The 14,594-nt window shown below is 66.3% G+C and carries 16 protein-coding genes; 2 read left to right on the top strand and 14 right to left on the bottom strand.

The annotated features are described in order from the left end of the window. Positions 1-114: 114 nt before the first annotated feature. From fabG to AC0L58_RS00245, 8 genes are all read right to left on the bottom strand, one after another. A complete protein-coding gene (gene fabG / locus AC0L58_RS00280) occupies positions 115-852 on the bottom strand; it encodes a 3-oxoacyl-ACP reductase FabG (RefSeq protein WP_473685520.1) in 738 nt (245 codons plus the stop codon). A gap of 121 nt (positions 853-973) precedes the next feature. After that, the gene (locus tag AC0L58_RS00275) at positions 974-1,408 is read right to left on the bottom strand and encodes a hotdog family protein (protein WP_473685518.1); all 435 of its coding nucleotides are present in this window, start codon (positions 1,406-1,408) and stop codon (positions 974-976) included. Then, the gene (locus tag AC0L58_RS00270; RefSeq protein WP_473685516.1) at positions 1,392-3,710 is read right to left on the bottom strand and encodes an MMPL family transporter; all 2,319 of its coding nucleotides are present in this window, start codon (positions 3,708-3,710) and stop codon (positions 1,392-1,394) included. The genes AC0L58_RS00275 and AC0L58_RS00270 overlap by 17 nt, the downstream gene beginning before the upstream one ends. 2 nt (positions 3,711-3,712) lie before the next feature. Then, complete coding sequence (locus tag AC0L58_RS00265) at positions 3,713-4,369, bottom strand: LolA-related protein (protein WP_473685514.1); 657 nt, start codon at positions 4,367-4,369, stop codon at positions 3,713-3,715. Beyond that, on the bottom strand, positions 4,296-5,252 hold the full coding sequence (locus tag AC0L58_RS00260; RefSeq protein ID WP_473685512.1) for an LpxL/LpxP family acyltransferase: 957 nt from the start codon (positions 5,250-5,252) through the stop codon (positions 4,296-4,298). Before AC0L58_RS00260 ends, AC0L58_RS00265 begins: the two co-directional genes overlap by 74 nt. Further along, positions 5,249-5,551, bottom strand: coding sequence for an ApeI family dehydratase (locus AC0L58_RS00255; RefSeq protein WP_473685510.1), 303 nt, complete (start codon positions 5,549-5,551; stop codon positions 5,249-5,251). Before AC0L58_RS00255 ends, AC0L58_RS00260 begins: the two co-directional genes overlap by 4 nt. Further along, a complete protein-coding gene (locus tag AC0L58_RS00250; RefSeq protein WP_473685508.1) occupies positions 5,548-6,267 on the bottom strand; it encodes a COG4648 family protein in 720 nt (239 codons plus the stop codon). Before AC0L58_RS00250 ends, AC0L58_RS00255 begins: the two co-directional genes overlap by 4 nt. Positions 6,268-6,367: 100 nt before the next feature. Then, positions 6,368-6,637, bottom strand: a complete 270-nt coding sequence (locus tag AC0L58_RS00245; RefSeq protein WP_473685506.1) for a phosphopantetheine-binding protein — start codon at positions 6,635-6,637, stop codon at positions 6,368-6,370. Between the two features lie 93 nt (positions 6,638-6,730). On the opposite strand from AC0L58_RS00245, the gene AC0L58_RS00240 reads away from it, so the two are divergent. Next, positions 6,731-7,723: a chorismate transformation FkbO/Hyg5 family protein gene (locus AC0L58_RS00240; protein ID WP_473685504.1), complete on the top strand. Its 993-nt coding sequence runs from the start codon at positions 6,731-6,733 to the stop codon at positions 7,721-7,723. A 278-nt stretch (positions 7,724-8,001) separates the two neighbouring features. On the opposite strand, the gene AC0L58_RS00235 is transcribed toward AC0L58_RS00240, so the two are convergent. The 3 genes from AC0L58_RS00235 to AC0L58_RS00225 form a co-directional block, all read right to left on the bottom strand. Beyond that, a complete protein-coding gene (locus AC0L58_RS00235) occupies positions 8,002-8,574 on the bottom strand; it encodes a hypothetical protein (protein WP_473685502.1) in 573 nt (190 codons plus the stop codon). A gap of 82 nt (positions 8,575-8,656) precedes the next feature. Beyond that, the gene (gene glmU / locus AC0L58_RS00230; protein WP_473685500.1) at positions 8,657-10,030 is read right to left on the bottom strand and encodes a bifunctional UDP-N-acetylglucosamine diphosphorylase/glucosamine-1-phosphate N-acetyltransferase GlmU; all 1,374 of its coding nucleotides are present in this window, start codon (positions 10,028-10,030) and stop codon (positions 8,657-8,659) included. Positions 10,031-10,048: 18 nt separating this feature from the next. After that, a complete protein-coding gene (locus AC0L58_RS00225) occupies positions 10,049-10,528 on the bottom strand; it encodes a hypothetical protein (RefSeq protein ID WP_473685498.1) in 480 nt (159 codons plus the stop codon). Between the two features lie 359 nt (positions 10,529-10,887). Here AC0L58_RS00225 and AC0L58_RS00220 point away from each other — a divergent pair, with 359 nt between their 5' ends. Continuing rightward, positions 10,888-11,466: a DUF3016 domain-containing protein gene (locus tag AC0L58_RS00220; protein WP_473685496.1), complete on the top strand. Its 579-nt coding sequence runs from the start codon at positions 10,888-10,890 to the stop codon at positions 11,464-11,466. Between the two features lie 42 nt (positions 11,467-11,508). Here the strand turns inward: AC0L58_RS00220 and AC0L58_RS00215 are convergent, their stop codons facing one another. The 3 genes from AC0L58_RS00215 to atpG form a co-directional block, all read right to left on the bottom strand. Further along, entirely contained in the window at positions 11,509-11,931 is a 423-nt protein-coding gene (locus AC0L58_RS00215) for a F0F1 ATP synthase subunit epsilon (RefSeq protein WP_473685494.1), read from the bottom strand. A gap of 121 nt (positions 11,932-12,052) precedes the next feature. Next, positions 12,053-13,486: a F0F1 ATP synthase subunit beta gene (atpD, locus tag AC0L58_RS00210; protein WP_473685492.1), complete on the bottom strand. Its 1,434-nt coding sequence runs from the start codon at positions 13,484-13,486 to the stop codon at positions 12,053-12,055. Positions 13,487-13,645: 159 nt separating this feature from the next. Further along, positions 13,646-14,563: a F0F1 ATP synthase subunit gamma gene (atpG, locus tag AC0L58_RS00205; RefSeq protein WP_473685490.1), complete on the bottom strand. Its 918-nt coding sequence runs from the start codon at positions 14,561-14,563 to the stop codon at positions 13,646-13,648. Positions 14,564-14,594: the final 31 nt, after the last annotated feature.

Below are 14,594 nucleotides of genomic sequence, written 5' to 3'. Positions count from 1 at the left end.
TTCGATCGACGCAAGGGATTCACCGCGGCAGGGCTGTGAGCCTGAATCATACATGCCGAACCGTAAGCCGGCGTTGGCGTCGGCGCTGACGGCCAACCAAAGTCCGACAGACTGCTAGACCATCCCGCCGTTCACCCCGATCACCTGGCCATTGATATATGCCGCCGCATCGCCGCACAGGAAGGCGACCAGTGCCGCGACCTCTTCCGGTTTGCCGGCCCGTTGCGCCGGCACCATGTCGCGGATGCGTTCGGGCGGAAAGGCCGCGTCGGCCATGCGCCCCTCGATGACACCGGGCGCAACCACGTTGACGGTGATGCCGCGTGAGGCCATTTCGCGTGCCAGCGATTTGCTGGCACCGTGCAGCGCCGCCTTGGCCGCGGCGTAGTTGGTCTGCCCCCGGTTGCCGAGCAAGGCCGCGACCGAACTGACCGACACGATGCGCCCGAAGCGTTGCCGCGCCATCGGCAACAGCAGCGGCTGGGTCACGTTGAAAAAGCCGTGCAGGGAGACATCGATCACGCGGTGCCACTGGTCGGCACTCATGCCTGCCATCGGCGCGTCGTCGTGGATGCCCGCGTTGTTGATTACCGCGTGGATCGGGCCTTCATCGAGCAGCGCCTCCAGCGCCGCGCGTGTCACCTGCGCGTCACTGACATCAAAGGCGGTGGCCTGCGCGCTTCCGCCGGCTTCCCGGATCGCCTCGACCGTTGCCTCGGCACGATGCAGGCTGCGGTTCGCATGGACGATGACGTGATGACCGCTGGCGGCGAGCGCCAGGCTGATCGCGCCACCGAGTTCGCCGCTGCCGCCGGTAACCAGGGCACGACGGTGAGAAGGATTGACGGACATGCAGAAGACCTCGGTTCAGCAATGGCCGGCGGGCAGTGCCCGCCCCACGGCGCATATTGTAGGGCGGGCACCGCCCGCCGGCTCTTCGGCATCAATACAAGACGTAATCATGAACACCGGCTCACAAACGTGGATGAATCACCGCGGCACGCCCGCTGGCCAGCAGCCGGCCGCGGTGCTCGACACGGAATGCATACTGGGCGCCGCCATCGTCGGCGTAAAGGCATTCGGCATGGACGTCGAGTTGCCCATCCAGCCGATCGACGTATTCCTCGAACAACTGCACCTCGCGCAAGCTGACCAGGCGACCCGGCCGCACGCCGTCGACGCCGCGCGAACGCGCCAGCAGCCCGCCATGCACGGCCATCGCCTGCGCGCCGTATTCCGCCAGGTGCACCGCATGCAGGCCGTGTTCGCTGCGCAACGGGTTGTCGGCGCGCGCATGACCGGCGCTGACGGCGTGAATCGTGCGTTCGTCCCACGCCTGCACCGCATCGAGCAGACACATGCTGCCGGCGTGCGGAATCAAACAAACCCAATCAGTCTTCGGAAGCATGCGGCGCCATCAGGATCGACAAGCAGAAGTGGAAAGCCACGCCCAGGCTCACGGTAAGCCCGATCGCGCGCAGCACCGGAATGCTGGCCCACGCCAGCATGCCGAATACCAGCAACGCGGAGAGCACGCAGACGATGGTGGCGTGCAGGGTGCGGCGCTGTTCGGCTGGATTGCCGGTGTCGCGTTCGAAGAACAGCGCGTAATGCAGACCCAGCCCACCGGCGAGGATCAGCGCGACCAGATGGAACAGCGAGATCTCGATGCCGGCCACACGCTCCACCGCGAGCACCAGGAAGGTGGCCAGGGTCATCGGCGCCAGCACGTGCCAGGCACGACGCAGGCTGCGCAATGCCATCGTGATGGTCAGCACCAGCAGGAGGCTGGCGACCAGCAGCGCCTGCAGGATGCGCGTGCGGTAGGCGGCGACCAGCGATTCGGAAGCGGCCTTCAGGTCGAGCAAACGCACCTGGCCGCCACTTTCTGCACCCAACGCCTGCAAGGCTGGCACATCGTGCACGCCGCTGACCGTGCCCAGGCCAAGCCAGTGTCCGTCACGCTTGACCAGCATCGACGCGAGGCGCTGGCCCAGCGGCGTCTGCGCGTAGCGCTCCGGCGTGAGCGGCGGCAGCCTGCGCGCCGTTTCCACGTCGTCGACGAAAGGCTGGAACAGGTCGGCGCGGAACGGCAGGCCCTGCAAGGCCTGATGCAGTGCCTCTTCGAGCGTGCCGCGATCGGGCAGCTTCTGCTGTCGCTGGAGCTGCAGCGCGACCGTGGGCAGGTAACGTGACGGCAGTTCCACCGCGTCGACGGCGTGCTGCTTTTCCAGCGCGTCGACCTTGGGTTGCAGCTGTTGCGACAGCGCCAGCACGCCTTGCTCGGTCGGCGCTTCGAGGATCAGCAGGTAGCGCACGTCCGGTGCACCGAGCGCCTCGCGCAGGCGCGCGTCGTGCAGCAACATGTCCTGCGGCACCGGCGTGAGCGCGGCCAGGTTGTTCTGCCAGAACGGCCCCGGCGCCAGCGCCAGCATCATCACGATCGCCACCGACACCAGCAACGGAATCCAGCGCGGCCGCGGCAGCTGGTCGACCCATCGCCGCGCGGTGATCAGCCAGCCCATGTCGGCCACGTCGCGCACCCGCCGCGGCAGCAGGTGCGGCAGCAGGTAGCGCGTGCTGAAACCCGCCACCAGCAGGCCGACGATGGTGAACACCGCCAGCTGCTTCAGGCCGTTGACGCCGGAGGCGTAGAACGCGAGGTAGGCAATGCAGGCCGAGGCGATGGCGGTCAACAGCAACGGCCACAGATCACGCACGCTCTGCACCGCATCCTCACCCGCGCGCCGATGACTGAGCACGCGGATCGGGTACTCCTGGGCCACGCCGAGCAAGGTGAAGCCGAACGCCAGCGTGATGCCGTGGACTTCCGAAAATGCCACGGTCAATGCGGCGATGCCGGCCAGCGCGGCGCTGGCAATCGGCAGCGCCGACAACAGCAGGGAACTGATGCTGCGATACGCCAGCAGCAGGAGTGCGATGAAGCCGATGGTGGAAATGCGCCCGATCCAGTCCGCCTGGTGCCGCGTCTGCGCACCGATCACCACGCTGAAATAGCCCGGCCCGCTCAGATCGAGCCGGGCCCCGGCACTTCCCGGCAGCGCGTGGAAGGCCTGCCGGATACCATCGATCGCCTGCTCCTGCGGCCCCGGATCGAAGCCGGCCGCCACGGTCTGCACCAGCAGCAAGGCTTCATGGCGTGGCGTGAACCACACGCCATCGCGCAGCTCGGGCGATTTCGCCGGCGCCCAGCGCTCGGCCAGTTTCAACATCTCCAAGGTCGGGTCACGTGGCAGCAGACCCTTCAGCATGCTCGCCGCCGGCGAGGAGAGATCATCCAGCCGCTGCTGCAGCTGATCGCTCAGGTAGGCCTCATCCAGCGGCTGCGTATCCAGCGTGGGCGAGAGCAGGTAGCGATACGGCAACAACTGCGGATCGAGCGAGGCCAGGTCGAAACTGCCGTTGAGCACCTGGCTGTAGCGCGGGTCGTGCCGCAACGCCTTGAGCAGGCCCTGGCTCAGCGTGGCCAGCTGTGCATCGGAGGCGCCGGAGATGGACAGCAGCAGCAGCCGCGAACCCGGCCCGTCGCCGACCTGTTCCATCAACAAGCGCTGATCCGGGGTGGTCGGCGCCGGCATGAAACTGCGCAGGTCGGTGCTGATCTTCAGGCGCTGGCTGACTGTCCAGCCCAGCCCGGCCAGCACCAGCAACCACAGCACCAGCAGCGTGGCCCGCGCACCGCGATGCATGCTCAGTGCGTGCCCTGACACAAGGCCTGCAGCGCCTCGCGGGTGGGCTCGGCGGGCATTTTGGCCGCCAGCGGACCGAGCAGGTCGACCGCGAGATCGCCATCGGACTCCTGCATGTGCATGCAGCGCGACTGGTCACCGACGCCATCGATACGGATGCTGGCCACGGTTTTCGCGACGCGCGCATCGCGTGGCACCAGGGTCAGCGTCCACGCACCCGCGGGATCCCCGCTCTGCTGGATCTCGAAAGCCTGTCGCAATCGCGCGGCGTCGCCACTGAGCAGGGCCACGAAGCTGTCCAGCAAAACCTGCAACTGCGGCGCACGCTTCAACGAGAAGTGGCGTGGATGCTTGCCCTCGCGCTGCTGGGTCACCTCGCCCTCGGCAATGGTGGCGGTTTCCTGCCGCGGATGGTCGACGCGCCGCTGCAGCTTGTCGCCGCCAAGCCAGGACAGTTCGCCCGATACCACCAGCGGCCGGTCGAGCAGCTTGAGAAAGCGTGCCTCGGCAAACGCGGTGTGCGCGGGGGCCGGTTGGCCCAGCGAAGCAATCAACGCCTGCGCCGAGTATGTGGCGGCCGCGGGCTCAGACGCCGACGCGGTGGCCATCCACCACGGCAGCAGCAGGCTCAGCAGCAGGCGTTTCTTGCCAGAAATCATAGAAATTGAACCAGTTGTAGGGAGCGATCCGGATGTAGTGCTCCAGCCGTTGCGCATAACGCGCGATCAGCGCATCCAGGGTCGGCACCCGATCATGCCGCGGGATCTCCACCTTGTCGCTGAACGGCTCGAACACCAGTCGATAGCGATTGCCGCCCAGATACAGGCCGAAACACAGTACCACCGGCACCTGCAGCGTATGCGCCAGCAACCACGGGCTGACCGGAAACGGCGCCGGCGAACCGAGCAGGTCGGCGCGGCGCAGCACCTCGTGACCGCGACCGCGATCGGCCAGCATGGCCACCACGGCACCCTGCTGGCAAGCCTCGGCCATGGCCAGCGCAATGGACGTGCCATCCTGCGCGGCGTCGATCACGCAGGCGCCCACCTCGGGCGCCAGCGCTTCGAGCAGTTCGGTCATGGCCGGGGTTTTCTGCTTGTCCAGCACCACACGCAGCGGCATGCTCGGTCGCCGCGCACCGACCGCGCGCAGGGCCTCGAAACTGCCCTGATGCGAGCCGAACAACAACACGCCACGACCCTGGGCAATGCGCTCATCCAGCAGATCCAGCCCCTGCGTCTCGAACGCGAATGGCTGTTCGCCATGCGCCAGCAGGAAGACCCGGTCGAGAATCGTGGCAGCGAACGCATGGATGTGCTTGAGGACCTGCCAGCGCGTGGCAGGCCGGCCGAACACCCGCTGCAGATACTGTGCCGAGGCGCGCCGTTCCGGCCCGCGGCGCAGGTAGAAATAACCGGTGATCGGATACAGGCACAAGCGTGCCAGGCGGCGCCCGCCGTACAAGGCAATCGCGCGGATCAGCCAGATCGCGAAGCGGCCACCGCCTTCGGGTCGGCTCTGCCAATGTTCGTTTTCGCTCATGCCGCTCCCTCGACGATGCCGCGCGCCAGCACCGTGCCGTCGCACTCAACCTGGAAACCTACCCGCGTCGTATCGGCACGAATCGGGCTCAACTGTAACTGAGCCGATTGGCCCGGCAGCAGCGGTGCCATGAATTTCGCCTCCAGCACCCGGGCCAGGCGCTGGCCGCGCCATGCCCGCAAGGCCAGCGCGACCTGCTCCAGGATCAGCACGCCGGGCACCAGCGGCTGCCCCGGGAAATGACCCGGCAAAGACGGATGCGCCGCATCGAAATGCACGCGCTGCGAGAAGCCGCTCATGGCGCCACCGTGCTGTTGCCGCGCAACAACCGGGGCCAGTGCAGCGCCAGTTGCAGCAGCGCCTGGTGCAAGCCGGGATGGCTGAGGTGGCGCAAGCGCCAGCGGCGGTAGGCGTATTCCAGCGCAAACGCCACGCCGAGCAATACGTAGCACCCCAGATGCAGCCACAGCGCAGCCCAGTGCTCCGGTATCCGCAGCGGTGGCGTCACGCCGAAGCGCAGCAACAGACCGCTTTGCGACGCGCACAGCAGCAGTACACCGAGCACCACCGCCTGGCCCGCCAGCAACAGTGTCCAGAACCAGGTGAGCTGGCGGGCATAGCTCGCCACTCCGGGCAGGCGCAGGCGCTCCGCACCCTCGATCGCCACGATGAACCGCGCAATCAGCGGCTCGGCGCTGCCCAGCGTACGGCCAAACCAGCACGCCAGCAGTCCGTTGATCAGGATCGGCACCGCTTCCAGCAACAGGCCTGCCACACCGTAGCGTGCCAGCAGCCACACGCCGGCAAGCATGGCCAGCCACGCCAGCCAGGGCATCACGCGATGCGAAAGCAGCCGCGGCAGCATCACCGCGCTCAGCAACACCACCAGGGCCAGCAGCGGGAAGACCTGGCGATGCGTGATCGCGCCGACGATCGCCAGCACCGGGTAGGCAAGCAGCAACGGCACGGCATAGCGCCGAGCAGTGGTTGCATGGGTGGACGAGACCTCGCTCATGCCGGATTCCGCGCTACCTCGGTCGAAATCGCGAGATTGCCACGGAGCGCGCAACATGGCGTGACGGACCGCAGCTTGCCGCCGGGACGACCCGTCAGGCTCAGCCGGCGCGGTTCTGCTCGACATGTTCGGACAGGCTGCCCAGACTGGCGAAAATCTGCCGGTTGTCGGGGTTGTCCGAACGCAGCTGGAACCCGTAGTGCTTGGAAATCGCCAGGGCAATCTCCAGCGCATCGATCGAATCCAGTCCCAACTCGCCGCCAAAGAGGGGGGCGTCTGCATCGATCTGGGCCGGATCGACATCCTCGAGATTCAGACACTGCACGATAAGGGTTGCCAATTCGTGCTGCGCCGCTGTCTGTTCCGCCATGCTCGATTCCATACGCCAAGTACATTGCCTCCCCCCGGTGGCAGTGGCCGCGGAGTGTAACATAGCGCCCTTGTCGTTCCCGGTTGTTCGAGCATGATTCAGGGATGTGAAACCCCATTGATGGAAACGCAGCTGCGGCGGGCGCCGCAGGTGTCCTACCGCGCCGGCGAGCTGGCGGCCGTGCTGGACGAACCCGGCACCCTGGCCGTGTTCGGCTTTTCGGTGAGCGCACCGGCCAGCGAGGATCCGCGCCATCTGCAGGTGGCGCTGGACAGCTTCGACGACGCCGCGCCGCTGGAAGTGTGGCAGGTGGCCGGACCGGTCACCCATGGTTTCGATGGCGCCTTGCGCTGGTCGGCTGGCGGCGGCTGGCTGTTTGCCGCCATCGAGCTGGACGAGGATGAGCACGGCGGGCCCTGCGCCACGGCGAAACTGGCCTATGAAACACTGCATCGCTTCGTGGCCGGCCGGGATGCGCGGCACGTGCTGCGGATATGGAATTACATGGGCGCGATCAACAGGGGCGAGAACGACGCGGAGCGCTACAAGCTGTTTTGCGAAGGTCGTGCCGTGGGCATGGGGGATTTCTTTTCCGATGGATTCCCGGCCGCCACCGCGATCGGCCATCGCGGCGCCGAGCAACGCCTGCAGGTCTATCTGCTGGCCTGCGAGCAGCCCGGCGAACGGGTGGAGAACCCGCGCCAGATCAGTGCCTGGTGCTATCCACGACAGTATGGCCGGACCCCGCCCAGTTTCGCCCGCGCCATGGCCCTGCCGGCACGCGACGCTCTGGCCATTTCCGGCACGGCGGCGGTGGTGGGCCACGCCTCCGCCCACCACGACGACCTGGACGCGCAGCTCGAGGAAACCCTGACCAACCTGGACGCCCTGCTGGCCAGCGCCGACATGCGCGCCGGCTTCGACACCCACTCGCCGCTCAAGGTCTACCTGCGCCACGCCAGCGATGCCGCCCGCGTACGCGAAACGCTGTTCAAGCGCCTGCCGGGCGTACCCGTCCTGCTGTTGCACGGCGACATCTGCCGCCGCGAGTTGCTGGTGGAGATCGACGGCTGGCGCTACGTTTAGGGCTAGGCTGAACAAATCCCGTGAGTCAAAGCGCCCCCATCCGCCCTGTCGGGCACCTTCCCCCGCTGTGCGGAGGAAGGCAAAGCTGAGGGCTGCACGAAACAACCCTTCCCCCGTTTACGGGGGAAGGTGCCCGACAGGGCGGATGGGGGCAGCTCTTCAACGCAACGCTGAATGAGCCAACTCCCTGCGTGGTCGCCCGACGCGATGTCATGACTCTGCCCGCTACTGGATCAGCGGAACCTCAAGCACGAAACGAAACGCCGGATCCAACCTCATCAGGAATTTTTCGCCGCCGCTCCCAGGGAGTCCAGCAAGCCGATGGCCTGGGAACGAACGTAGGGATTCGACGTTTTCCCATGGTCGGCGCTTTGCTGAACCCGCACGGGCGAACGCATGAGCAGTTTGCCGGTAGCCGCTTCGAATACCGAGATCACGGCGCGGTAACCGACCGTTGGCGCGAAAGACTCACTGGCTTGCTGGTAAGACGTTGTCGAGTAGCCAGCCACGATCGTCGGCCGGTAGTCGATCGCCACCCGATAGGGCAACGCTCGTTCCGCGGTGCGTGCCGTGGCGGTGCTGGTAAATGCCGGATCATCCGGGTCCACGATATGCGCAACCACACCGTGCCCGCTGGCCCAACCGAGAAACGCGTTGCCGACGTTGATGCAATTGACGCTGTCACTGGTGCACGCCATGTACAGCGAGAAATGTGGGGTGCTGTCGGCGGCGAACAGATGCAGCGACTGCAACTGTTGCTGCTGGGCGCCACTCATCGCCGGGCCGGTACTGGCGCATCCGTGAAGCGCCATCAACAAAGTCACGATCAGACCATTCAACCATCTTTGCACCGCATGGCTCCTTGAGAGTCCCGGTCAAGTCGGGTGTGCGGCTCGGCGCGAGCGTGCCGACGCTTCCCGCCTGCCTCACTGCTTACTTCGGTTTCACCGGCCGCCGCCAGCCCTCGAACGTCTGCTGCCGCGCGCGCCCCAGGGTCAGCTGGCCGTCCGGCGCATCGCGGGTGATCACCGAGCCGGCGCCGATGGTGGCCTGCGCACCGATCGTCACCGGCGCCACCAACGCCGTGTTGGAACCGATGAACGCCCCGTCGCCAATGCGGGTGGGAAACTTGTTCACGCCGTCGTAGTTGCAGGTGATGGTGCCGGCACCGACGTTGACGCCACGACCGATCTCCGTGTCGCCCAGATAGGTGAGGTGGTTGGCCTTGCTGCCTTCGCCAATCCGGGTTTTCTTGGTTTCGACGAAGTTGCCGACATGCACGCCGGCGGCCAGTTCGGTGCCCGGCCGCAGACGCGCAAACGGGCCAATCGTGCACGGGCCGTGCGTCACCACGCCGTCGAGATCGCAGTGCGGCAGCAGCACCGTGCCGGCCGCCAGATTCACGTCCTTCAGTCGCGTGAACGGGCCGATGCGCACGTCGTCGCCGAGGACCACCTTGCCCTCCAGGATCACGTCGATATCCAGCTCGACATCGCGACCGGCCTCGACCGTGCCGCGTACATCCACGCGCAACGGATCGCTCATGCGCACGCCATCACGCAGCAGCGCATGCGTGATGCGCCGGCGCCAGGCGGCCTCCAGCTCGGCCAGTTGCAGCGGATCATTGGCGCCGGCCGCCTCGACCGGATCAGCACATTCCACGCTGAGCGCGCCGCGCCCCTCTTTGGCTGCCATGCGGAAGATGTCGGTGAGGTAGTACTCGCCCTGCGCGTTGTCGCGATCGAGCTGCCTGATCCAACCGCGCAGCGCCAACGCGTCGGCAGCGAGGATGCCGGTATTGACCAGCTTCACGGCGCGCTGCGTGATCTCGGCGTCCTTTTCCTCGACCACCTCGCGCACGCGGCCATTGCCGTCGCAGATCACCCGACCGTAGCCCTGCGGATCCTCCAGGCGCGTCGTCAGCAAGCTGAACTTGCCTTCATCGGCCTGCAGCAGTTGCTGCAAGGTCTCCACCCGGGTCAGCGGCACGTCGCCGTACAGCACCAGCACGCGCGCGGAGCGCGGGACCTCGGCGATAGCCTGCTCCACCGCATGCCCGGTACCCAGCCGCTCGGCCTGCAATACCCAGCGCAGGTCGGTCTGCTCGGCGAAGGCCGCCTGCACCTGCTCGCCGCAGTGCCCGTAGACGATGTGGATCGCAGCCGGCTGCAACGCCCGCGCGGTATCCAGCACATGGGCCAGCAGCGGCTTGCCGGCCAGCGGCATCAACACCTTGGCCCGGCTCGATTTCATCCGCGTACCGGCGCCTGCGGCCAGCACGATCACATGCAGGTTTGCATCACCCATGGCGGCCCCACTCTCCGTTCAATCAAATCCTGAAGAGGATACAGGTTGTGGCCCGATTCGGTGGTCGGCGGGAGCAGGTTTCAGGTTCTCCAGCCGGGGTTCGCGCGAGGAGCGTGGCCCGTGGGCATCCTCGACCAGACTCACCGCGGCTTTCCCCGCGTGGCACGCGAGGCGGAACGCGTAGATGCGCTGGAACGGCTCGCTGGTGCTGTCCACCACATGGCTGTTTCCGTCGACATCGGCTGCCCAATGGGTAACGTGCAGAGGATTGAAGCGCCAGCGCATGACTGCCGTGCGGGCGGCGAGAAAATACGCGTGCCAGTGGGTGGCAGCGGTTGCATCGACGCCGGCGCCCGAGACCTGATCGACACGTCCGGCCCGATTGACCCCCACCCGCACCCGCACCTCGACCGGGGCGGGACAGCTTGCCAGCAGCGCCGTCGGATAAACCGGCAGGATGCGCTCGACCGCGGTCCCACCGCTGGAGATGTCGCCCATCGGCAGTGACAGCCGGCTCATCGCCACCGATGCCTGTCCGCGCCCGGCGTCGTTCGGTCCAGCGGCCGATCCTGTCCGCGTGCCCGGCACAGCGCAGCCGGCCAGCAGCAACAGCGGCCCACACCACCACAGCAGCAAACGGGAAGGACACGCTGCCACCACAAGCCCTCCGACAGATCCGGCATCGCATGCTGCCGCAGCCGACCTGTGGCGACAAGACATGTGGTTCCCGCGCCGGCAGCAACATGCTCTCCGCGCGCACTCGGCGCGCCGGGCGGCACCGACCGCACACGAAACCACAACGCTACTCGTGCCAAGCTGCGCCTTGGCAGCGGGAGTACCAGTCGAGGTGAGGCATCATGAAAGGCATCACGATATTTGACCGACATGCCATCGTCGTGGTCTTGACCGCCGGGTTGAGCCTGGCCGGCGTTGGGCCAGTCTGGTCGGCGACATCCGCGGCGACGCAAACGCCCGCATCGGCTACGCCAGCGCCAGCGGCAAGGGTCTCGGTGACTTACGCGAATCCGGATGACTTCAGCGAGGTGCGCCAGTTCGGCCAGCAGGATCGCTTCAATGGCATCAATTACCTGGAGCCGTTGAAGGCCCACCTGATCAAGCAGGCGACGCGCATGCTGCCGCCGGGCGACCGGCTGGAAGTCACGATCACCGATATCAAGCTCGCCGGCGCGTACGAACCCTGGCACGGTGCCAACTTCAGGTATGTGCGCTTCATGAAGGACATCTATCCGCCGCGCATCGACCTCACGTTCAAGTTGATCGACAGCGACGGCAAGGTGCTGCGCGAGGGCCCGCGCAAGTTGCGCAATCTCGGCTACCTGTATGGCGGCGTGACGACCCCGGGCAATACCGACCCGTTGCGCTACGACAAGGCGCTGCTCGACAGCTGGCTGCGCCGCGGCCCGAACGAACTCTAGGAATCTGCCGGACCTGGCCTGGCCGGCCGGCGAATCCGGTCGTCAGTGCTTGAGGTTCTTGCGCAGGCGCTCCAGCGCCTGCAGCTGCGCCATGGCCTGGGTCAGGCGCGTCTGCGCCTCGGCCAGCTCGATGGCATCGCTGCGGTTGGCCAGCGCCTCGCGCGCTTCCTTCATCGCACGCTCGGCCGAGGCCTGATCCAGGTCGGCGGCGCGGGCGGCGGTGTCCGCCAGCACGGTCACGACCTGCGGCTGCACCTCGAGAATCCCACCGGACACGTAGAACTGCTGGCGCTCACCGCTTCCCAGCAGCACGTCGACGTGGCCGGGCTTCAGGCGGGTGATCAGCGGTGCATGGCGGGGCGTGATGCCCAGCTCGCCCAGCTCGCCGGTGGCCACGACCATGGTCGCGTCGCCGGAGAAGATCTCGGCTTCGGCACTGACGATGTCGACGCGAATGGTTGTCATGATTCTCTCTCGCTACGCTCGTTCGAACGGGATTGGGGAATGGGGATTCGGGATTCGGTAGAGCGGCAGGCCGCGATTCTGCCGAATCCCGACTCCCGTCTCCCGAATCCCGGAAGCCGGCTTACGCCGCCTTCTTCGCGCCCATTTCCTCGGCCTTCTTGATCGCCTCGTCGATGCCGCCAACCATGTAGAACGCCTGCTCCGGCAGATGGTCCACGTCGCCGTCGACGATCATCTTGAAGCCGCGGATGGTTTCGGCCAGCGACACGTACTTGCCCGGCGCGCCGGTGAACACTTCGGCCACGTGGAACGGCTGCGAGAAGAAGCGCTCGCACTTGCGCGCGCGGTACACGGCCTGCTTGTCTTCCTCGGACAGCTCGTCCATGCCCAGGATCGCGATGATGTCCTTGAGTTCCTTGTAGCGCTGCAGCGTGCCCTGCACGCGGCGGGCCACGTCGTAATGCTCGGCGCCGACCACCTGCGGGTCCAGCTGGCGGCTGGTCGAATCCAGCGGATCCACCGCCGGGTAGATGCCGCGCGAGGCGATGTCGCGCGACAGCGTCACGGTGGAGTCCAGATGCGCGAAGGTGGTCGCCGGCGACGGATCGGTCAAGTCATCGGCGGGCACGTAGACGGCCTGGATCGAGGTGATCGAGCCGGTCTTGGTCGAGGTGATGCGCTCCTGCAGCACGCCCATTTCCTCGGCCAGGGTCGGCTGGTAACCCACCGCCGACGGCATGCGGCCCAGCAGCGCGGACACCTCGGTACCGGCCAGGGTGTAGCGGTAGATGTTGTCGACGAAGAACAGCACGTCCTTGCCCTTGCCGCTCTCGTCCTTCTCGTCGCGGAAGTACTCGGCCATGGTCAGGCCGGTCAGCGCCACGCGCAGGCGGTTGCCCGGCGGCTCGTTCATCTGGCCGTAGACCATCGCCACCTTGGACTCGGGCAGGTTGTCGATCTTGACGACGCCCGCTTCCTGCATCTCGTGATAGAAGTCATTGCCTTCGCGGGTACGCTCACCGACGCCGGCGAACACCGACAGACCGGCGTGCTGGGTGGCGATGTTGTTGATCAGCTCGAGCATGTTCACGGTCTTGCCCACGCCGGCGCCGCCGAACAGGCCGACCTTGCCGCCCTTGGCGAACGGGCAGACCAGGTCGATCACCTTGATGCCGGTTTCCAGCAGGTCGTTGGACGCGGCCTGCTCGTCGTAGCTCGGCGCCTCGCGGTGGATGACCCAGTGATCCTTGGCCTCGATCGGGCCGACCTCGTCGATCGGGTTGCCCAGCACGTCCATGATCCGGCCCAGCGTGGCCTTGCCGACCGGAACCTTGATGCCTTCGCCGGTGTTGCGGGCTTCCAGACCGCGCTTCAGGCCCTCGGTGGTGCCGAGCGCGATCGCGCGCACGATGCCGTCGCCGAGCTGCTGCTGCACTTCCAGCGTGATGTCGGTGCCGTCGATCTTGAGTGCGTCGTACACCTGCGGCACCTGGTCACGCGCAAACTCCACGTCGACGACCGCACCGATGATCTGAACAACTTTGCCCTGGCTCATTTTGTAACTCCGAAGACTCTGAATTTTTTCATCTCGATTTCCGCACACGCGGAAATCTGTTGTCGTTCTTGCAGGAGCGCACCCTGTGCGCGAAGCTCCTGGATGGATCGGAGCGAAAAGCATCGCGCACAGGGTGCGCTCCTACATGTATCCATGGAGCTAGACCGCCGCGGCACCGCCGACGATCTCGGAAATTTCCTGGGTGATCGCTGCCTGGCGCGCCTTGTTGTAGGTCAGCGTCAGCGTGTCGATCACCTTGTTCGCATTGTCGGACGCGGCCTTCATGGCCACCATGCGGGCGGCGTGCTCGCTGGCGAGGTTTTCCAGCGCGGCCTGGTAGACCACCGACTCGATGTAGCGGCCGAGCACGTGTTCCAGCACGGTCTGCGCGTCCGGCTCGTAGAGGTAGTCCCAGTCGTGCCCGACTTCCAGCTTGACGCCAGCGTAGGCGGACTCGCCCGCTTCCTGGTGCGCCTCCATTTCCGCCGCCACCAACGGCAGCGGCAGCAGCGCGTCGATCGTCGGCTTCTGCGTCATCGTGTTGACGAAGTCGCTGTAGGCAAGAAACACCCGATCCAGCCCGTTGGCCGTATAGGCGTCCATCATCACCTTGATCACGCCGACCAGCTGCTCCAGCTTGGGCTTCTCGCCCAGATGGCTGACCGTGCCGACCAGGTTCACGCCCTTGATCCGGCGGAAGAACGAGATCGCCTTCTGGCCGATCGCCACCACGTCCACCTGCACGCCCTGCTTCTGCCACTCGGCGATCGCCGGCAACAGCTTGCGGAACATGTTGGAATTGAGGCCACCGCACAGCCCGCGATCGGTCGACACCACGATGTAGCCGACCCGCGCCACGTTCTCGCGCTCGGTCAGGAACGGATGGCTGAAGTCGGTGCTGGCCTGCGCCACGTGCGCGATCACCTTGCGCATCAGGCGCGCATACGGGCGCGAGGACTTCATCAGGTCCTGCGCACGACGGATCTTGGCCGCCGAGACCATTTCGAGCGCGCGCGTGACCTTGCGCATGTTCTGCGTGCTCTTGATCTTGGTTTTGATTTCGCGTCCGCTGGCCATGCTTTACTCGCTCGCTTTGCTCACTCGTGGG

The sequence above is a fragment of the Rhodanobacter sp. G2-10 genome (assembly GCF_055809185.1).
This window is presented reverse-complemented; position numbering and strand designations above follow the sequence as displayed.